This window comes from Lactiplantibacillus modestisalitolerans (assembly GCF_005405425.1).
In the GTDB taxonomy this organism is placed as follows: Bacteria; Bacillota; Bacilli; order Lactobacillales; family Lactobacillaceae; genus Lactiplantibacillus; species Lactiplantibacillus modestisalitolerans.
On record NZ_BJEA01000001.1, the window covers coordinates 15,194 to 35,712 of the forward strand.

The 20,519-nt window shown below is 51.6% G+C and carries 17 protein-coding genes; 4 read left to right on the forward strand and 13 right to left on the reverse strand.

What is annotated here, in order from left to right:
* Positions 1–193: 193 nt before the first annotated feature.
* The 10 genes from FFM79_RS00055 to FFM79_RS00095 all read right to left on the reverse strand — a co-directional run bounded on the left by FFM79_RS00055 (position 194) and on the right by FFM79_RS00095 (position 9,957).
* Positions 194–586 (reverse strand): MarR family winged helix-turn-helix transcriptional regulator, encoded by a 393-nt coding sequence (locus FFM79_RS00055; RefSeq protein WP_137641442.1) that lies wholly within the window; start codon positions 584–586, stop codon positions 194–196.
* Positions 587–759: 173 nt separating this feature from the next.
* Positions 760–933, reverse strand: coding sequence for a hypothetical protein (locus tag FFM79_RS12575; RefSeq protein WP_170177330.1), 174 nt, complete (start codon positions 931–933; stop codon positions 760–762).
* 503 nt (positions 934–1,436) lie between these two features.
* Positions 1,437–2,390, reverse strand: a complete 954-nt coding sequence (locus tag FFM79_RS00060; protein ID WP_137641443.1) for an ABC transporter ATP-binding protein — start codon at positions 2,388–2,390, stop codon at positions 1,437–1,439.
* Positions 2,391–2,396: 6 nt separating this feature from the next.
* Positions 2,397–3,476: an ABC transporter ATP-binding protein gene (locus FFM79_RS00065; protein WP_137641444.1), complete on the reverse strand. Its 1,080-nt coding sequence runs from the start codon at positions 3,474–3,476 to the stop codon at positions 2,397–2,399.
* 13 nt (positions 3,477–3,489) lie between these two features.
* The gene (locus FFM79_RS00070; protein WP_137641445.1) at positions 3,490–4,524 is read right to left on the reverse strand and encodes an ABC transporter permease; all 1,035 of its coding nucleotides are present in this window, start codon (positions 4,522–4,524) and stop codon (positions 3,490–3,492) included.
* 3 nt (positions 4,525–4,527) lie between these two features.
* Positions 4,528–5,457, reverse strand: coding sequence for an oligopeptide ABC transporter permease (gene opp3b / locus FFM79_RS00075; RefSeq protein WP_137641446.1), 930 nt, complete (start codon positions 5,455–5,457; stop codon positions 4,528–4,530).
* Between the two features lie 139 nt (positions 5,458–5,596).
* Entirely contained in the window at positions 5,597–7,246 is a 1,650-nt protein-coding gene (locus FFM79_RS00080; protein WP_137641447.1) for a peptide ABC transporter substrate-binding protein, read from the reverse strand.
* Between the two features lie 384 nt (positions 7,247–7,630).
* Entirely contained in the window at positions 7,631–8,008 is a 378-nt protein-coding gene (locus tag FFM79_RS00085) for a DUF1634 domain-containing protein (RefSeq protein WP_137641448.1), read from the reverse strand.
* Positions 8,008–8,853 carry a sulfite exporter TauE/SafE family protein gene (locus FFM79_RS00090; protein ID WP_137641449.1) on the reverse strand — a complete coding sequence of 282 codons (846 nt, stop codon included), beginning with the start codon at positions 8,851–8,853 and terminating at the stop codon, positions 8,008–8,010. The genes FFM79_RS00085 and FFM79_RS00090 overlap by 1 nt, the downstream gene beginning before the upstream one ends.
* A 228-nt stretch (positions 8,854–9,081) precedes the next feature.
* Positions 9,082–9,957: a LysR family transcriptional regulator gene (locus tag FFM79_RS00095; RefSeq protein ID WP_137641450.1), complete on the reverse strand. Its 876-nt coding sequence runs from the start codon at positions 9,955–9,957 to the stop codon at positions 9,082–9,084.
* Positions 9,958–10,093: 136 nt separating this feature from the next.
* On the opposite strand from FFM79_RS00095, the gene FFM79_RS00100 reads away from it, so the two are divergent.
* Positions 10,094–11,119, forward strand: a complete 1,026-nt coding sequence (locus tag FFM79_RS00100; RefSeq protein WP_137641451.1) for a MucBP domain-containing protein — start codon at positions 10,094–10,096, stop codon at positions 11,117–11,119.
* A 122-nt stretch (positions 11,120–11,241) separates the two neighbouring features.
* On the opposite strand, the gene FFM79_RS00105 is transcribed toward FFM79_RS00100, so the two are convergent.
* From FFM79_RS00105 to FFM79_RS00115, 3 genes are all read right to left on the reverse strand, one after another.
* Positions 11,242–13,074, reverse strand: a complete 1,833-nt coding sequence (locus tag FFM79_RS00105) for a hypothetical protein (RefSeq protein WP_137641452.1) — start codon at positions 13,072–13,074, stop codon at positions 11,242–11,244.
* Positions 13,075–13,226: 152 nt separating this feature from the next.
* Positions 13,227–14,081 (reverse strand): GRP family sugar transporter, encoded by an 855-nt coding sequence (locus tag FFM79_RS00110; protein ID WP_137641453.1) that lies wholly within the window; start codon positions 14,079–14,081, stop codon positions 13,227–13,229.
* 530 nt (positions 14,082–14,611) lie between these two features.
* Positions 14,612–16,189 (reverse strand): peptide chain release factor 3, encoded by a 1,578-nt coding sequence (locus FFM79_RS00115; RefSeq protein WP_137641454.1) that lies wholly within the window; start codon positions 16,187–16,189, stop codon positions 14,612–14,614.
* A gap of 478 nt (positions 16,190–16,667) precedes the next feature.
* Here FFM79_RS00115 and gnd point away from each other — a divergent pair, with 478 nt between their 5' ends.
* From gnd to FFM79_RS00130, 3 genes are read left to right on the forward strand one after another with little or no spacing between them, the layout of a single operon-like run.
* Entirely contained in the window at positions 16,668–17,564 is an 897-nt protein-coding gene (gene gnd, locus FFM79_RS00120) for a phosphogluconate dehydrogenase (NAD(+)-dependent, decarboxylating) (RefSeq protein WP_137641455.1), read from the forward strand.
* Positions 17,565–17,578: 14 nt separating this feature from the next.
* Entirely contained in the window at positions 17,579–19,105 is a 1,527-nt protein-coding gene (locus FFM79_RS00125; protein WP_137641456.1) for a gluconokinase, read from the forward strand.
* Positions 19,106–19,147: 42 nt separating this feature from the next.
* On the forward strand, positions 19,148–20,503 hold the full coding sequence (locus FFM79_RS00130; protein WP_137641457.1) for a gluconate:H+ symporter: 1,356 nt from the start codon (positions 19,148–19,150) through the stop codon (positions 20,501–20,503).
* The last annotated feature ends 16 nt before the right edge of the window (positions 20,504–20,519 follow it).

Sequence of the window (20,519 nt, forward strand, 5' to 3'; positions counted from 1 at the left end):
GGTTGGCTGGAACACTGCGGGTACTCATAATGAGCTTTTTTGAAAACTCAACGGTAACCTTTTAGCAGATCAACACCATATATCATAGAACCATAAGAAAAATGAGACCGCGATTGTTTACCACGGTCCCATTTACGTCTCCTGATGATGCTTGTTAAACGTACGCTTAAACTAGCTGGCTTCGTATACTACCCTATTTCTGTTGTAAAGCAGCCAATTGGGCCGCCAACTGCTTAGCCGGCTGACTATCTAAGGAAGTCACCAACTGTTCGTCAATCGCCTGCATGCGCTCCTGACCGGATTCTGTCAGGGTCAGGACCCGTAGCCGGCGGTCCTGCTTGATGGGTTCACTTTGAAGCCAGTTTTGCTGGATCAAGGTCCCAATGTTTTGTGCTAAGGAGGCCTTCGCCACGTTCAGCGCTTCGGCAACGTCGCCGATTTGTATTTCTGGATTTTGTTCCACGTACACTAAAATACGTAGTTCGTTAAGGCTTAAACCGGTCGTCGCCGCCCACTTAGACGTTAACCGTTTTAAATCCCGTTCGAGGTGCATCAGATTCATAATATAATTAATCGATTGTTTCATGCGTTAAGCGCATCCTTTCAGTGAATTCCCAATTGAACGGCCATCGGAATCTTAAACCGGATTAATACTGCCCATAAACCAATCAATTATCGAATTCAATCATGTCCTTCGTTAATAATCTTTATTAACGTTTTCATTATTGCACAATCACTATTTTAATACAAACATCCTCGCTAGTCGCGACCCGGCACAATCCGGTAATGTTCATACCGCATTATAATTTTAAAGAACTCGGAACTGCTTGGCAACCCCCAATTTGGGTGGTTCGAAATCGTGATGAACCACCACTCCCGGGTACCGTCCTCGTGATCACCGGTATCCATACTAATTGGTGTTAAGATGACCATCAGCATCTTTTTTGGCAGCGCACCCCGCCATACTAATGGGCTCTATGATATATGGTATTGATCTGCTAAAAAATGTCAGTTGAATTTTCAGAGAATTCATTATGCTTGCCAGAATAAGCAGGCATGGTTGCGCTTAATTTAATTAGTAACCGTTTAGCAGAACCAGTTTCACCAACTGAAGCTGACTAAATTTGGCCGCAAAACCTCATAATAAGGTAAATCTAGCCAGTAGCGGATGTAACCATGGCTCAACTGCGAAATTATTCTTAGGCGGAAGTGAAGTTCTTCCGGCTTAGAATAAGGCTCGAATTTGAGATTACTCAGTGGGTTTCTGAGTGAGCTCAAATCGATGCCCGCAGTGTTCCAGCCAACCGGTTACATCCGCTGCTGGCGACATATCAGCACCAATTGGTACAGAACATCCACTAATCAGTAACACGCAAAAAAATCGCCCGACCGCGTATTCTACGTTCAGTCGAGCGATTAAAACTATTAAGTCCTAATTAAGTTGTTAGGCCGGCGTCCACCGCACGTTGGGTGTACATCGCAACCTCGTCTTCACTGCAACGGACAAAGTGGCCCGGTGCAATTTCAACCATCCGGCGCTTCTTATCCGCCAGCTCGTTAGAACTATCGTACGGCACTTGAATCCGGTTGCGTTCAAACTCGGGATCTGGCACCGGTACGGCGGAAATCAGACTCTTGGTGTAATCGTGAAGCGGGTGGTTGTAAACTTCATCCGCGGGGCCGATTTCCAAGATTTTACCATAGTGCATCACGCCAATGCGGTCACTGATGTATTTAACCATCGATAAATCGTGGGCAATAAAGAGGTACGTTAAGTTTTGCTTAATTTGTAACTCCTTCATCAGGTTGACCACTTGGGCCTGAATCGACACGTCCAGCGCGGAAATCGGTTCATCGGCAATGATAAACTTCGGTTCCACGGCCAGTGCCCGGGCGATCCCGATCCGTTGACGTTGACCACCGGAAAATTCGTGCGGGTAACGGCTAGAGTGGTCCTTGTTCAAGCCAACGGTTTCAAGTAAGTCTTCGACCTGCTTGGTCCGGTCAGCGTCGTCCTTGGCTAAGCCGTGGATGTCGATGCCTTCCGCAACGATGTCCTTGACCTTCATCCGCGGGTTCAACGACGCGTACGGGTCTTGGAAAATCATTTGAATCTTACGCCGAAACGCGTGCATCTGGGCTTTACCGTGTAACTTCGACACGTCCTGGCCATCAAAAATGATGGTCCCGCTAGTCGGTTCGTAGAGGTGGATGATTGACCGGCCGGCCGTAGTTTTACCGGAGCCGGATTCACCAACTAACCCAAACGTTTCTCCTTCATAGATGTCAAAGGTGACGTCGTCCACGGCCCGCACTTCATCCCGTTTGCCAACGTTAAAGTACTGCTTTAAATGGCGAACTTCTAGTATTTTTTTACGTTCATCAGGCATGTGCAACTACTCCTTTGCTGCGGCGGGCTTCACGGGTGAAGCCGGTTTTTGCATCGCCGCGAACTTTTTCTGACGCCGAACGATTTCGGCTGGTGGCGTCACTTTCGGTGCGTCTGGATGAAGCAACCAAGTGGCCGCGTAGTGGGTATCAGACACCTTAAAGAACGGTGGTTCCTGTTCGGTATCAATCTTCATGGCGTAGTCGCTCCGCGCCGCAAAGGCATCCCCAACGGGTGGATCCAGCAAGTCGGGCGGCGTCCCCGGAATGGCGGACAACGAACCGCTGGCCGTATCCAAGGTCGGCATCGAGTTAAGCAAGCCCCAAGTATACGGGTGTTGCGGGTTGAAGAAGATTTCATCAACCGTCCCGTATTCAACAATTTTACCGGCATACATAACGGCTACCCGGTCAGCCATCCCCGCAACGACCCCTAAATCATGGGTAATAAAGATGATCGAGGTGTTGATCCGGTTTTGCAGGTCCTTCATTAAATCAAGAATTTGCGCTTGAATCGTCACGTCCAACGCAGTGGTTGGTTCGTCGGCGATGAGCACTTCGGGGTAGCAGACCAATGCGATCGCAATCACGATCCGTTGACGCATCCCACCGGAGAACTGGTACGGATAGTCGTTAATCCGGCCTTCAGGGTCAGTAATCCCTACCAGTTTTAACATTTCCAAGGCTTGCGCGATTGCTTCTTTTTTCTTTAAACCCTTGTGCTTCATTAAGGGTTCGGCAATTTGCATCCCAATCCGCATTGTCGGGTCCAGCGAAGTCATCGGGTCTTGGAAAATCATCGCGATATCCTTCCCCCGAATGTGTTGCATGTCCTTTTCCGACTTTTTAATAATGTCTTCGCCGTGGAACATGATGCTACCACCCTTAATTTCGGCGTTCGGTGCTAATAAGCCCATTAAGGAACGGGTCGTCACCGACTTACCGGAACCAGATTCACCAACGATGGCTAAGGTTTCCCCCTTACGGAGATCAAAGCTCACGTCGCGAATCGCTTTAACTTCACCCGCGTAGGTGTGGAAATCAATTTTTAAATTACGGACTTCAATAATATTTTCAGCTTGATCCATATTTTCCACCCTCCTAGCGTTTTGATTTCGGATCGAAGGCGTCGCGCATCCCGTCACCGAGTAAGTTGAAGGCTAACATCAAAATAATCAAGACGATGGCTGGGTACCACATTTGATAAGGTAAGAATTGGAAGTTCTTCTGCCCATCATTGATTAAAGTCCCCAGTGACGCTTGCGGTGAACTAATCCCGATCCCGATATAACTCAGGAACGCTTCAAAGAAGATCGCGTTGGGAATCGTAAACATCGTTTGAATGATGATGACACTGGATAAGTTTGGTAGCAAATGCTTCCAAGCAATCTTCGGTGCCGACTCACCCAACGTCCGGGCAGCTAAAATAAAGTCCTGATTTTTCAATTGGAGCGTTTGCGCCCGCGTCAGCCGGGCCATGGTAGTCCAGTTGATCAACGCTAACGCGGCAATGATCGAAGCCATCCCAGTTTTCTGGAAGGCGGTCGCCATTAAGACCATGACAACTAAGGAAGGGACGGACGAGAGGATTTCAATGATCCGTTGCATGAATAAGTCCACTCGTCCACCTTTCCAACCGGAGATAATCCCGAAGGTGACCCCGATTCCCAGGTCAATTAGGGTGGCAATTAATGCAATTTCAAGCGAAATCCGGGTCCCGTACATAATCCGGGCTAATAAGTCCCGGCCCAAATAGTCGGTCCCTAAGATATAGTGCACGTCCTTACCGGCCCCAGCCTGAGCGTAGGCGTCAACGTCTTGACCAGACTGTTTAATGTGGCCGTTAAAACCGGGCAAGTTAACACCCGGAATCTTCGGTGGCAAGTTCGCGTACCGCGGTGCTTGCTCGTTGGGGTTTTGGTGATAGATCGCCCGGCCCCCAAAGGCCATTAAGAAGAGCAGAACTAAAATAATAAAACTCGTAAACGCGGTCTTATTAGATTTCAGTCGCCGCCAAACGTCTTGGCCGAAAGTTAGCGAGGGCGCCGCAATGTGTTCATTGTCGGGACCCGCTTGCTTATCTAACGGCGCAAAGTCGCCTGGCTGAATTTGATATTCTTTTGGATTATCTGCCATTAGCTAGTCCCCATTTCCAGATAAACGAATCCGCGGATCAATAATTCCGTAGATAATGTCGGTCAATAAGAGTAGTACACATAGAAGTGCCGAATAGAAAATCGTCACACCCATGATGGTTGGGTAGTCGTTGACAAGGATCGATTTAACAAATTGTTCCCCAATCCCGGGTACCGAGAAAATGTTTTCAACAACCATTGACCCGGTCATCAACGCGGCGGCCAGCGGTCCAATCAAGGTGACCATCGGAATTAGGCTATTCCGCAACGCGTGGTGATAAACAATCCCAAACTTGGATAAGCCCTTCGCCCGGGCGAGTTCAATGTAATCGGAACTCAGCACGTCAACCATGTCGGTCCGAATAAACCGGGCCGTTTCGGCCAGCGGACTGGCTGCCAACGCCAAGGTTGGTAAAATCGTGTAGAGGAATCCTTGCCAGCCAGCAACTGGGAACCAGCCCGTTTTCAGTCCTAAGTAGAACTGTAACAGGATGGCTAACACGAAACTTGGAACCGCAATCCCGAGAATCGAAATGATCGTGGCAATTCGGTCAGCCCAGGTATCCTTACGAATGGCCCCAACGGCCCCGAGGATAATCCCGAAGACAACCCCGATAACCATCGCTTGGCCCCCTAATTGCATTGATGGGCCCATCCGGCTCCCAATCAAGTAACTAACGGCTTGGTCGGAGAATTGGAAGGATAGCCCGAGGCTCCCCTTAAAAATCCCACCAATGTAAATGAAGTATTGCATCCAGACGGGCTTGTCTAACCCGTACTGGGCAAGAATGGCGGCCTTTTCACTTGGCGTCAACTTCGCTTCGTTTTGAAGTGGCGTCCCTGGCATTAATTTCATTAGGAAGAAGGTGGCGGTAGCCACAATGAATAATGTCAGAATCAAGTAAAATATCCGCTTTAGGAGATATTTTCTCATTAGAATTCCTCACATTCTATTAAATTCGCCTTAAAAAATAATGACATCTCATTATAAAACAAAATGGTAAGGATTAACAATGTGTCAATCCTTACCCCTTTGTTTCACATTCGTTCAGTTGAAGCACACACATTAAACGTTATTTTACGGACATGTATTTCAAGTTGTAGTTCGTACCCGCAGTATTCCAGATGATCCCTTTCAGGCTCGTTCTAGTGAGGTGAGCTTCAGATTTTTGATAAATCGGGATGACACCTTCGTCGTTCATCAATTGCTTTTCAGCGTTAACCATATCAGTCCAACGAGCATTCTTATTATTAGCGTCGGCCCCTTCAGCCTTCTTAATCAATTCGTCATATTCCGCACTATCATACTTACCATTGTTGTATGAGTTATCCGAAGTAAATAATGACAAGAAGGAAATTGGATCAGTAAAGTCAGCATTCCAAGCAGAAATTACAGTATCAAAGTTCCCATTTTGTGACCGTGAAAGACGGGTCTTAAATGGCACGTTTTGGTTCGTAACTTTGAGGCCTGGTAATTTTTCCCATGCCCCTTGAACGAATTCGGTAGACTTCTTAGCACCTTCCGTATCATCAGAGAGCAACTTGATGTTCAATGAAGTTTCACCGATTTCTTTCATACCTTCTTTGAACAATTGCTTAGCCTTAGTTTGATCGTATTTAACTGCTTCAGGTACCGCAGCATCCGCTGTAAAGTCAGCCCCAGTTTCTGGGTTCTTTGCTAAGTTGTGAGAAACGTAGCCCTTGGAAACGGTTGAGCCATCACCAAGCGTACTCTTAACGTATTGTTGCCGGTTAATAGCGTATGATAATGCTTGGCGAATCTTCTTGTTCTTAAAGGCTTTGGCAAGCTTAGCATCCTTATCCGCACGGTTGAATTCAACGTAGAACGTTGAAGCAGTTTGGCGAACTTTGTAGTTCTTATTAGTCTTGTAGTTCTTAACTTGTTGACTTGAAAGAACGGTATCATCGATCTTACCAGAGTTAAATAAGTTTAACCCAGTTGAGTTATCCTTAACAACTTGGTAATTGATGGTATCCATCTTAACGGCTTTCTTATCCCAATAGTCGTTGTTCTTAGTTAATTTCCAAGATAAGTTCGTCCCGGTCCAGCCAGACATCTTGTATGGTCCGTTATAAACCATTGCCTTACTCGTTGTCCCGTACTTAGAACCGTAATTTTTCGCAACCTTTTCGTTTTGTGGGAAGAAGTTAACAAAGCCCATCAACTTATCAAAGTAAGCAATTGGCTTTTCCAAGGTAACAACTAACTTGTAGTCACCATCGGCCTTGATTCCTAAACTAGAAACGGGCTTTTTGCCATCAACGATTTGATCAGCATTTTCGATTCCTGAATATAAGTATGCGTATTGTGACGCAGTCTTTGGATTAACGGTTCGTTGCCAACCATAAACGAAATCTTTGGCCGTAACTTTATCCCCGTTACTCCACTTTGCATTCTTACGTAAAGTGAATGTATATGTTTTACCACCATTCGTGACCTTCGTGTCCTTAGCAATCCCCGGTTTAATGGACCCGTTCTTGCCAATTCGGTATAGCCCTTCGTTGGTGTTATTTAACATGTTAGAACTCCAAACATCGGTCGACTTTGATAAGTCCATCGTTGGCAGTTCAGCTTGCGCGGCCATGGTTGCCGTATTTTTAGAACTTGAAGATGACGATGAATTTTTCGATCCACAAGCAGCTAAGAATAGCAACGAAGCACCGGCGACCGCGGTAACTTTTGCAGCTGTTTTCAAATTCATAAAGACCCAACCCCTCTAACTTTTTTAGTTTGTGTGTGCTTTTCCCTCGAAAAGTTAAAGCTATTGTATATTATAAATAAATTAAAATCAATCCTAAATTCTAATTTTTATCATGAAATCATCATAATTGAGTTTATTAATCAACTTAAAAAGGCAAATTATAGATTTTATCATTGCCAAAGAACGGCTTGATAACAGTGTTTGTAGACATGACATTCAAATGAAAGCGGTCACAATAACCGCTGGTTCATTTTCTTAATAAATAATTCAAATTATCGTTTTTCACTCATAAAAACGGTTATTTTTGGTTAGTTAAAACAGCTAAAACGCAACAAAAAAAACGCTGAATCACTTTTTTTCAGCGTTTTCTTATTAATTAATAGTTTAACGACCTAAATAACCGATGATTGACGCAATCACTAAGATAATTAGCACGATTGTGGTAATCCAAACGTACAGGTGGTCGCGTTCCAACGCAAAGGCATAAATTGAAACCACGACTCGTAACGTCGGCGTTAAAATCAAGAGAAAGAGTCCCAGCATCATCACCGCGTACGGCTTAAGGGCCAGAACACCTTGCATGATGGTTCCAAAACCGTGCGGCTCCACGCCGTTTGGATAGCCCCCGGTCCCCTGAATCAACATTAAAATAATTCCCAGTGCGATCACAATGGCGGAAACGACCACCCCGATTCGGAGAATCCGACCAATCATGAGTTCGACTTCGTGCATTTCTTCTGCTTTAACTGGTTGTTTGCGCATTAGATCATCACCCCAAATCCTTTAAGAATCATTTGCAAGCCGAGGTAGAACATAATCGGCACAAAAATCATCCGGATAAAACGTGGCTTGAGGTGTTGCATGATCCGGGTCCCAATCAACGCGCCAATTAAAATCCCAATTGCGAGTGGCGCGGCAATGCCAGCCTTGATCGAGCCGTTAAAGAAGTAGACCATCGCACTGGCGGCGGCAGTGACCCCCATCATCAAGTTCGAAGTGGCCGAAGACGGTTTAAGCGGCATGTGCATAATGGTATCCATGGCGAGGACTTTAAACGCCCCACTCCCGATTCCGAGTAACCCACTCGCGAGACCGGCGCCAAACATCATCGTAAAGCCGCCGGGCACGTTTTGGACCTGGTAATCGACCTGCTTTGCGAGCGCCTTATCGTAATACGTCCCGTTTAAATTCAGCTTAGTTGCAATCCGGTCGGCCTGGGCGGCTTGGTTCTCGCCGTTTTTATCCATCAATTTGCGGATCATATTGTAAGTGGTAAAAATTAATAACGCGCCAAACAGGAAAAATAGGAAGGTCGCGTTGAACAACCCAGTTAAAACGGCCCCGAGAACCGCACCCACCGTCGTCGCGATTTCCAAGAACATTGCGACCCGTAAATTGAGCATGTCATCCTTCAAATAGGCAATCGTCGACCCCGAACTGGTCGCAATCACCGCAATAATGCTCGCACCAATCGCGTACTTGATATCGAGTCCGAGCCCCAGCGTGAGCACCGGTGTAATGATCATGCCACCACCAATTCCCAAAATTGCGCCAAACACCCCGGCGAGCGCCCCGACGCCAAGCATTAATAATAATGAATATATCACGTTTTTCACCCTACCTTTTTCAATTCAATAGTTAGTGTACCATTTAATTGAAGCGGGTTCGAATGATAGCGAACCACGGGGCTAATCCTTACAGTCCCAAGCCCTTAGCACTGATTAGCCACCGGACCTGGATAACCGACCTTTTCCAGTTGTAACCGAAACCATCCGCTCCATTCCGGCATTTAAGTGTCACGCGGTATCTAATTTTTAGATACCTCAATTAAAAAATTAGTCTACCAACGCTGGAAAGGCCGCGATAAAGCTCGCCACGAGTGGCGTGGTCGCCGCAGTGGGCGTGGCGACTAACGCCAGCTGGGTCGTAAACTGCCGGTCAGCCAGCGACCGGACCCAGACGTCCGGCCCCGCATAACTCGTCGCCAGCCCCCGCGGAACTAACGCCACGCCGACGCCTTGATTAGCCCAATGAACGGCCGTACGGGCGTCATCGCAGGTCAGGACGTAGTTGGGCGTCAGCCCCTGCTGATTGAACGCGACGTGAAACAAGGCGTCAAAGCGCCGGTATTTAATTAACGGAAGTGGGGTTAAATCCGTTAACCGCAACTGCCGGCGGTGTTCAAACTGCGCGTAAGTCGTCGGTAGCACGGCCGCCATTCGTTCCTTGGCAAAGTAATGGCAAGTCAACCCGTGGGCGTTAAACGGCGTCCGCACGACCGCAACGTCTAGTAACCGCCGGTGCAACGCGTCCAGCAACTCATACGTGTTGCCCTCGCGAACCGCCAACCGCACATCTGCATGTTGTTTCAGCCAGCGTTGCAAGGGCGCGGTTGGAATGACCCCCGCGGACGACGACACCGTCCCCAAATTCAGCGTCCCCGTTACCCCGTTGGCTAGCGCGCGAACCTTATCCTCAGCGGTCGTTGCCAGGGCAGTCAGTTGTTCCGCGTAACCAACGAGCAGCTTCCCCGCCGCCGTTAACGTTACCCCCTGGGGTCGGCGGTTAAACAGCGTCACCCCGAGTTCTTTTTCCAACTGCTTGATTTGATAACTGAGTGGCGGTTGCGCCACGTGAAGCTGGCGGGCGGCTGCCGTCATTTGGCCGGCCGCCGCCACCGCTAAAAAGTACCGTAATTGTTTCAATTCCATCTTGATCAGCCCCCTATTCAATTTTAGTATAGCGGTTTGGCGAAAAGTTTGGTGACATTTGATTAAAGCCGTGCCGGAAACGCCCGGAATGCGTTATACTAAGGATAATTAATTATTTAATGAAAGGAGTGGTCCCGTGTCCTTCTTCGACCGTCTCAAATCGATGCTCCAAGGGCTCAACACTGCCGATGCGACTAGCGACCATCCGCATGCGAACCCCATTCAAGGGACCGAAACGCCCACTGACCTAGCCGTCAACCAAACCGACGCGCTGCTGATCGTGCACCACCTTGATACCGCGGGCAACGAACTCCAAGCCCCCGACATGATTGCCGGGACCGTTGGCGACGAGATTCACTTACCAGCTGTGACCATTGCCGGCTACCACCTCGTGCACATTGACGGGTTAACGCGCTGGTTTACGACGCCGCAAGCCCGGATCACGCTGACTTATGAACGTCAAGCTGGTCAGCCCATCTGGGTTTACGCCTATGATATTGATCAACGTCAACTAATTGGTCGGCCCACGATGTACCGTGGACCGCTCGGGCAGGCCTACAAGGTAGTCGCCCCCACCGTCGCCGGTTTCAAGCTTCTCCGCTCCGTCGGCGACCTTACTGGTGAATACACCACGACCGCCAAAACGGTGCTTTTTTTCTATCGCAATCAAAGTTGGCAAAAAACGGATCTCAGTACCGGCTACGTCCAAATTAGCCACGTCACCCCGGTTTATCCGTATCCGGGCGCCACAACCACTAATTATTTGACTAAGTTACAACCGGGAAGCACCTATAAGACCTACATGCGCGTTCAACTCGTTGATAATACGACTTGGTACGCCATTGGCGACGACCAGTGGATTGCGGAAGCCAACCTCCAGTTGACTACCGGCATCGTCGGGCAACTACACCTGCCCGCCGGTTACCGCGTGCAGAACCACCGCCAAGTCCGACAAACCGGCGACGTAAGTTTCGTTCCGGGCAAACAAGTTCACACCTATATTGAACCGTACGGCCGCTACCTAACGACCGTTACCCACGGCGAAACGGTCAACCTGATTGAACGACTCGCCGACGACAACGGGGTCGTTTGGTACCGGGTCCAAGACCGCGGCTACTTGCCAGGGCGGTACCTCACCAATTTAAACCCACCGTACTGTTAAAAACTGAACACCAAAAGCTCGAATGACGCTCACGACAACGCCATTCGAGCTTTTAATTTAGGCTCCGTTTGAACCGGTGTTGGCCTGACCCAAAATAAGTAGGCAAGGAGGTCGCACCTAATTTAACGGACCGTTTTAGCAGGAACCATCCGCATCAATTCCACTCCGCGACTCGTCAATAAAAAGCCGTCCGGCGAGTGGTGCATGAAGACGAGCCCTTCAAATTCACGCCCGTCCGCATAGTTACTTTCACCAATCTCCTTAGTGGTCAAATGACCGAGCTGACTAACCGGCACCGAAGTAATGCTGCCATCCGATACTAAATACAGGCGGTTACGGGTCGGGCTATAGCCCATTGACTGGGCGTAATACCCCGGTTGAAACGCTAACCCCTGGTTAAGCTGTTCGAACTGAACACCCGCGGTCGAAATCGTGCCGCAGTACAACCGGACCGTTCCGGCCGGGGCTTGCGCCGTGGCGCCCTGCTGGTGCGTCCAGAAATAGGCGCGCCCCTGCCGGTCAAAGGTCAAGACGATGCCCATCTTAACGCCGCTACCGAGTCGAAACTGAACGGAGGCGTTCGGCGTTAGCGTTTCGGGGTCCAAGCGTTCAACCGTACTTGTGCGACGATCACCATCCTGAATAAACCACAGTTGGTTGTTCGCCGGGTTCAGGTTAAGGGACTGGGCATGACCGGAATTGAACTTGGGTCCCACCTTAATGCAAGCAAGCACTTCGCGGTCTAGCGCGGTTAGGCGGTGTTCACGTTGGTGGGCAGCCGCTAGTCGTAACAAGGCCATTTTTCCAGGCGTCCCCGCACCTAATTGCATCAACCGTTGCCAGTCATAGCGGACGACCCAGCCCGTTTGGGTCCCATTACCCGCTTGCTGACTATCGACATACAGCACGTATAAATAGCGGTCATCCGCTGAAAAGGTCGCGCTTTGCGGGTCATTGAGTCCGCGACCATCCAAACTCATCGGTAAGTAACAGGCCGTCTTAAACGCATCCTGATCCAAGTACCCCGATTGACGCCGGACCACGTCCGGCTGCGTTTGAAAGCCCCCCGTGCGCAAGTAGGCCGCTGTATCCCGAAATTGTTGCTTTTTAGTCGTATAGCGCCCATTACCGACCAACGGTACAATTTTGAACTGATCAGCCCGGGGCGGAATTAATGCCGGTTGTTGCTGCACAATCCGTTGGAAAGCCGTTCCTGACTGCGCCGACTGATCGGCAGGCTTCGTTTTGACCGCCGGTTGAACTGAACGGTGCGGTCGGATTACTGACGGCCGCTTCGACTGGGCTGGCCGTGACCGGCGCGTAGTGGTTGCCGGGTGCCGCGTTAATACTGACCGCGCCACCCTTGACCGCGCCTTCTGACTAGTTACTTGCCGCCTTTTAGGTTGTGACTGCTTAGTCGTAGCACTAGTCTCCTTTTCAGTCGTTGCGTGGCTACTTTCGGTTCGCGTTCGGGTCACCTTCGCCCGGCTTGTCTTCGTCTGTTCAGTTTGATCACTGATCCGCAATGCTTCAGTTCGTGAGATTGGCACTGATGAGCGCCGGGGTGCGACCACCGGCCGTTGGCGCACCTGCTTTACCTTTGACTGTGATTGGTCCTGCGTCCGCACCGATACCGCGTGCACCCGGGCGGCCGGAACCCAGCCCGTCAAGCCGGTCTGAAGATTGCGAACATGCACATAGCTTGTCACCCGGGCGGCTTGGGTGACCGTCATCTGACCAATCCGCACCCAGCGCGTCTTCGCACTGACCACTACCGGGCGCTGGGCTTGAACCCGGAGATGGGTTGCGCGACCACTTAGTTGATACAACCGTACCGGTTGACCACTCACCCGGCACTCCTGCTGACTCGCCGTCACCGGCGCCACTACTCCAATTAACCCCAAACTCACACAACCACCAATTAGTAACTGCCATCCCCATTGGTGTCTTCGCATGCCAATCCCCCCAAATTTAAAAGTTCATCGGCCATTTTAGCCCGTTCAGCAACCTGGTAACGGTTCAAAACCCCTGCTTATCAGCTAAAAAACGCGAAAAAAAAGCCCGTCCAGTTTGAAAACTGAACGGACAGTTCAAATTCATTTTAACGTTAACCAATGAGCGCAGTCATCACGCTACCGGCAACGATCAGGACTAAGCCCACGAGCGTCCAGCGGAGTTCCCGGTGCGACTTGTGTTCGTGCAGAATCAACATTCCACCTAACGTGGAGATCACCACGCTCAACTGGGTAATCACGTAAGCGGTCGCCACCCCGTTAGCCTTCGCCGAGAAAATGTACGCCAACGCCGAAGCCCCAAAGATTGCGCCTACGAGCATATTTTTCCAGCTCGTTGCGTCCTTAAACGCGGTTCCGTGACTGGCAACCAACGCGTACACCACCGCCGCCAAACACATCCCCAACATTTGCGGGAAAAAGATGGCTACACCGGACGCGTCGACCGCCTTCGGTAACGCACTATAAATCCAGTACCCAACCGTCGTCGGCAACAGCACCGTCAGCCCGCTCGCCAGACTCGCACGGCGGTCCGAACTATCGGTGATTGCCGTCATAGCCACCCCGATAATCATCAAAACGATGGCCGCAAATCCAATCAGCTTAGCGGTCGCGCCGCCCCACTCACCAAAAATCAGCACGCCAATCACGGACGTCCCAACCAACTGCACACCGGTCGAAATCGGCATGGTCGTGCTGACGCCCATCTTCGCGTAACCCGTGTATTGACCAATTTGACCAAGCACCCAAAACGCACCCGACAGCGCACTCAGCAAGAAGGTCCAGCCATCAACGCTCGGTCGAAACAGTAACTGAACGACTAAACCAACCACCAGCGCACCCATCCCGGTTCCGAGGGTCTGGTTAACCGGCTTACCACCAATCTTGGAAATAATGAGCGGATTCAATCCCCAACCAAGTGCGGGAATCAACGCAATTAAGATATTCAAAAAAATGCCTCCCAAATCAATTCACGGCCCGTTTCCCTCACTCGGTTGGGCCAAACAGTACTTCTAGTTTAACACGTTCGTTCTTCAATATTAACTCGAGCAACACGTAAATTTGAAAACGGCACCAAGCGGGTGGGACCAACACCATCCTCATTGAGCCACCGTTAAAGGGGAAAGCCGCCACACCGGCGACTTTCCCCTTTTAATAGTTGATTAGATTTGTGAAATGCGGTCGTTGGCATTCGCTTGGCTGCGTTATGGCCGAAACGTGCTCGGGCCAACCCGTTTGGACTTCACACTCTGGTTTGAAACGTGTTCGGGCCGACTGGCATCTGCGCTTGCTACGCTAAGTCGCCATCGCATAACCCGCGATAATGGCTTAGCTAGGCAATGCCCCTTTCCTGCCTTATAGCCGAAACGTGTTCGGGCCGACTGGTATTTGCGCTTGCTACGCTAAGCCGCCATCGCATAACCCGCGATAACAACTTAGCTAGGCAATGCTCAATACCAACCCGCCGGCCCTCACACTCTTACAACTTCGCCGTCAACTTCACGTCTGGATACTTATCCGCAAACCAGCGCTCCGCAAACGCGTTCTCAAACAAGAACAACGGCTTGCCCGCCCGGTCCTTGACCAATAAGTTCCGCGAACTCGACATCTTTTCATCCAACTGCTCCGGATCAATCCAGCGCGCCGTCTTATTCCCCATCGGCTCCATCACAACCTCCGAGTTATACTCGTTTTGCATCCGGAACTTGAACACTTCAAACTGCAACTGCCCAACCGCACCAAGGATGTAATCCCCAGTCGAATAAGACGTATACAGCTGAACCGCCCCTTCCTGAACCAACTGCTCGATTCCCTTGTGGAAGGACTTCTGCTTCATCACGTTCTTCGCCGTTACCCGCATGAACAGCTCCGGCGTAAATTGTGGTAACTTTTCGAACTGAACAGCGTGTTTACCCGTATAAATCGTGTCGCCAATTTGGAAATTCCCGGTATCATACAGTCCGACGATGTCGCCGGCCACCGCCGTCTCGACCGTTTCACGGGTATCGGCCATGAACTGCGTCGAGTTGTTTAGGCGCATCTTCTTGCCCGTTCGTTGCAGAACCACGTCCATTCCCCGGTCAAACTCCCCGGAACAAATACGCACAAACGCAATCCGGTCACGGTGGTTCGGGTTCATGTTCGCTTGAATCTTGAACACGAAGCCGGAGAACTGTTCATCAGTCGGCTGAACGACTTGGTCGTCACGGGTTTGATGCGTTGACGGCTTCGGCGCGTATTTCAAGTACGTCTTCAGGAACGTTTCCACCCCAAAGTTAGTCAGCGCCGAACCGAAGAAGACCGGCGTCATTTCTCCAGCCGCAACCTTATCCTCGTCGAAAGCGTTTCCGGCCTCTTCAATTAATTCCATGTCATCTAAGGTATCCCGGTAAATACTGTCCTTAGTCAGTTCCACGCTTGGGTCCAGCTTGCCATCCTGGTCAAGCGGCAAGAAGGTCTCACCGTGGGCCTCGTTATGGTACAACTCCACGCGGTGGTTGTAGCGGTCGTACAAGCCCTTGAGGCCCTTCCCCATCCCGATTGGCCAGTTCATTGGGTAAGTTTCGATGCCGAGGACTTCTTCAACTTCGTTCAGTAAGTCGAGCGGTTCGCGGCCATCGCGGTCCAACTTGTTCATAAAGGTGAAAATCGGAATACCGCGCATTTTACAAATTTGGAATAATTTCTTCGTTTGCGGTTCGATCCCCTTGGCGGAGTCAATTACCATCACGGCCGAATCGACCGCCATTAGCGTCCGGTACGTATCTTCTGAGAAGTCTTCGTGCCCCGGGGTGTCCAAAATGTTGATCCGTTTGCCATCGTAGTCAAATTGCATCACCGAACTGGTAACGGAAATTCCTCGCTTCTTTTCGATTTCCATCCAGTCAGACTTTGCAAAGTTACCGCTCTTACGGGCTTTAACGGTCCCAGCCTGCCGCACAACGCCCCCAAATAGGAGCATTTGTTCAGTAATCGTCGTTTTCCCGGCATCCGGGTGAGAAATAATCGCAAAGGTGCGCCGGGTATCCACCGCGGCCGCAAGTTCTTTTGTATTCATTAATAAATCCTTTCATGCAAACATTAATATAAACGTAATCATCGGCGACGTTCGAGCGTCGCCACCATAAAACCATAGCCTTACATATTTTACTGATTTTTGCGCAAAAAAGCTAGTCTTGCCGGTTACGGATTCGCATTGGGGGGAAAAAGGCGCTTAACCGCCACCCCGTCGTTTCCGGTAACTCACTTAACAATACCGGCCTACCAATGATTGCGGGGTGTTTGCCGGCGAAACCCAAACCGCAAACCCACAGTCCGGCCGCCAACGCGGTACACTAGCGCCGTAGCTGGTGGGTCGACCGTGCCACGCGGAGCCGCCACCAACTGCGGTTGAACTGGTTGCGGTTGAAACTTTTTGACCCGGCAATGGTTAGCGAATTAAATTACGTTGAAAAGTTTTTACATAAAATCGGTTGACATTTGTAAATAATTTTACGATAATGAAAACGAATACAAAAGCAAAGAGGGTTTTTCACATGAAAATCGGATTAATTGGTTTAGGAAAAATGGGCTTGAACCTCGCGTTAAACATGCAGGCCCACGAGCAAGTCGCCGTCGGTCTCGATTTAAAGTCCGCCAACTTAGCAGCGGCACGCCAACACGGCTTAGCCACCGCCACGGACTTAGACGATCTGCTCGCCCAACTGCCCGCACCTAAGATCGTGTGGGTCATGGTCCCTGCTGGCAAGGCCACGACGGCGGTGATCCAGCAACTGACTGCCAAGCTCAGCGCCGGCGACATCGTGATTGACGGCGGCAACTCCTACTATCAAGATAGTATTCAGCACGCTAAACAGCTTGCCGAACACCAGATCCACTTCCTCGACGTGGGCACGTCCGGTGGTCAGGCCGGCGCCCGTCAAGATGGCAACTTCATGATTGGCGGCGACAAAGCCACCTTCAAACAAGTTGAACCGCTTTTCAAGGCGATTGCCGCTAAGGACGGCTACCTATATACCGGCCCCGCCGGCAGCGGGCACTTCCTCAAGATGGTCCACAACGGGATTGAATACGGCATGATGGCCGCCATCGGTGAAGGCTTTGACGTCCTACAAAATAGCCCGTATCATTACGATAACGCGGCGGTCGCCAAAGTTTGGAATAACGGCTCGGTCATCCGTAGCTGGCTAATGGAACTCGCCGAAAACGCGTTCGACGCGGACGGCAACCTCGACCAGATCAAGGGCACGATGCACTCCTCCGGTGAAGGACGCTGGACGCTCGATACCGCGCTCGACCAGCACGTCGCCACGCCGGTCATCGCAATGGCCTTAATGGAACGCTACCGGTCGCTGAGTGACGACACCTTTACGGGTAAAGTCGTTGCGGCCCTACGCAACCAGTTTGGCGGCCACGCCGTGGATCACGAATAGGAGGCACTTTTTTAATGACAACTTATATGATTGGGACCGACCTCGGCACCACCAGCACGAAGTCGGTGCTTTACGATCAATTCGGACGGGTGGTGGCGAGCGCTAACGTCGGCTACCCGCTCTACCATGACCAGCCGGACATGGCCGAAGAGGACCCGGCCGAAATTTGGGCCGCGGTCGTGAAAACGATCCAAACCGTTAGTCAGTCAGTCGATACCCAGCAGATTGCCGGTATCAGCTTCTCGGCGGCAATGCACAGCGTCATTTTACTGGATGAAAACCGCCAACCGCTAACCCGGGTCATCACCTGGGCCGACAACCGGGCCGCCGCCGTGGCCGCCAAGCTCAAACGCGAGCCGCTAGGACAACAACTCTACGAAGCCACCGGTACGCCGATTCACCCGATGAGTCCGCTGGTCAAGTTACACTGGCTCAAGCGCGCCCAGCCGGAAACCTTCGCGGCCGCCCGCTACGTCGTCGGCATTAAAGATTACATCATCGAACGCCTCAGCGGCCAACTGCAAACCGACTATTCAATGGCCAACGCGACCGGGCTGTTTAACCTGCACACCAAAACATGGGAACCCCGGGCCCTCGCCTTTGCCGGTGTCACTGAACAACAATTGCCACCACTGGTCGACACGAACGCCGTTATTGACGGCTTAACGCCCGCGGTGGCCGCGCACCTCGGCCTCCCCGCTGGCGTCAAGCTCATCATGGGCGCTAGTGACGGCGCGCTTTCAAACCTCGGCGTCGGTGCCGACCAACCCGGAATCGCCGCCATCACCATCGGGACTTCCGGCGCGGTCCGGGTCATGACCGACCGCCCCTACCTCGATCCTAATGGCCGACTGTTCTGTTACTACGTGACCGCCAACCACTGGATCGTCGGTGGCCCGATCAACAACGGCGGCCAGGTCTTCCGCTGGGTCCGAGACCAACTCTACCCAACCGAAAGTGCTGCGGCTAAGGCCGCTAAGCGCGACCCCTACGACGACTTGACGGCCCTCGCCGCCCAAGTCCCCGCCGGCGCCCACGGGTTGCTCTTTCACCCGTACCTCAGCGGTGAACGGGCGCCCCTCTGGAACGCCGACGCCCGCGGGTCGATGCTCGGCATCACCCCGACGACCACCCGTGCCGACATGGCCCGGGCGGTCCTCGAAGGCATTAGCATGAACCTGAATACGGTGCTAACGCTGACGAAGAACGCCGAACCGGTGCACGCCGTCCGGGCGACCGGCGGCTTCGCCCGTTCAGCGTTCTGGTGCCAGCTGCTGGCCGATGTGTTGGGGCAGCCGCTGACTATTCCGGTCAGCTTTGAGAGTTCCTGCTTGGCGGCAGCGGTGCTCGGCTTTCAAGCCCTCGGAATCGTCACGAACTTGGACGTCATCCACCAAATGATTGGGACCACCCACACGTACCAACCACAAGCGCACAACCAAGCGCGCTACCAACAACTCCAAGCAACCTTCGACCACATCACCGCCACCTTGACGCCCCTATACGCCGAGCTAGCGGCGCTGACCCGGTCGGAAAAGTAACACCGCACCACCCAGCACCAATCAGTTAGGAGGGGATTGCACATGCCGTTCATCGTGCTTACTTTGGGGATTTTATTACTACTATTATTAATCATTAAATTCAAACTAAATACGTACATCGCACTTATCGTGACCGCGGTGGTCGTGGGGATTGGCCTCGGCATGCCGCTCAACAAAATCGCGACCAGTATTCAAACTGGCATCGGTAGCCAACTCGGTGAGTTAGCACTCGTCTTCGGCTTCGGCGCGATGCTCGGGCGGTTAGTCGCCGACGCCGGGGGCGCCTACACGATTTCAACCACCCTGATCGATATTTTTGGTCGTAAGCGCCTTCAAATTGCCATCGTGATTGCCTCATTCATCATCGGTATCGCGCTGTTCTTCGAAGTCGGCATCGTCCTACTCGTGCCAATCGTCTTCGCCATCGCGATTGAAGCCCAAGTCCCGGTCCTGTACCTCGGAATTCCAATGGGCGCGGCCCTTTCCGTCACCCACGGCTTTCTGCCACCGCACCCGGCACCCACCGCGATTGCCACGATTCTCAACGCCAACGTCGGCCGGGTCCTACTATTCGGCATCATCATTGCCATCCCGACCGTCTACATCGCCGGCCCGCTTTTTTCTCGCTGGGCTAAACGAATCGTACCGGCCGCCTTTACTGCCAAACCCAAGCTACCGACCACCGGCGCCAAGCGCCAATTCAAGGTTTCAGAGGCGCCCGGCTTCGGCCTCAGCGTCCTGACCGCGCTCTTTCCAGTGATTCTCATGACGATCACCACCATTTACGAGCTGGTCATCAACCACGGCCACACGCCCAAAAACCCGTCACTACTCGATCAGATCATCAGCCTGATCGGCGCGCCGGGCATTGCCATGTTAATTTCACTATTATTCGCATTGTGGTCGATGGGGATTCACCAACACAAAACCGCTGACGCGATAAAAAACACCCTCGAAAACGCGACCAAATCAATCGCGATGCTCCTGCTGATCATTGGCGGTGGGGGCGCCTTCAAGGAAATTTTAATCGACGGTGGTGTTGGCAAGGCGGTCGCCGACCTCTTTAGCGGTAGCAGTATTTCACCACTCCTACTCGGCTGGCTGGTCGCGGTCATCCTGCGGGTCTCCTTGGGCTCCGCAACGGTTGCGGCCCTAACCGCCGCCGGGCTCGTCGCCCCCCTGATGGCCCAAGCCGGAATTGACCCGGCCCTGATGGTCATCGCGGTCGGCTCCGGGAGCGTTGCCGCGTCGCACGTCAACGACGCCGGCTTTTGGATGTTCCGCGAATACTTCGGCTTAACGGTCAAGCAAACACTCTTAACGTGGACCGTGTTGGAAACCTTGATTGCCGTTTGCGGTTTGGCGGGGGTACTCGTGTTGAACGCGTTTTTCCATTAAATTCATATAAAAGCAG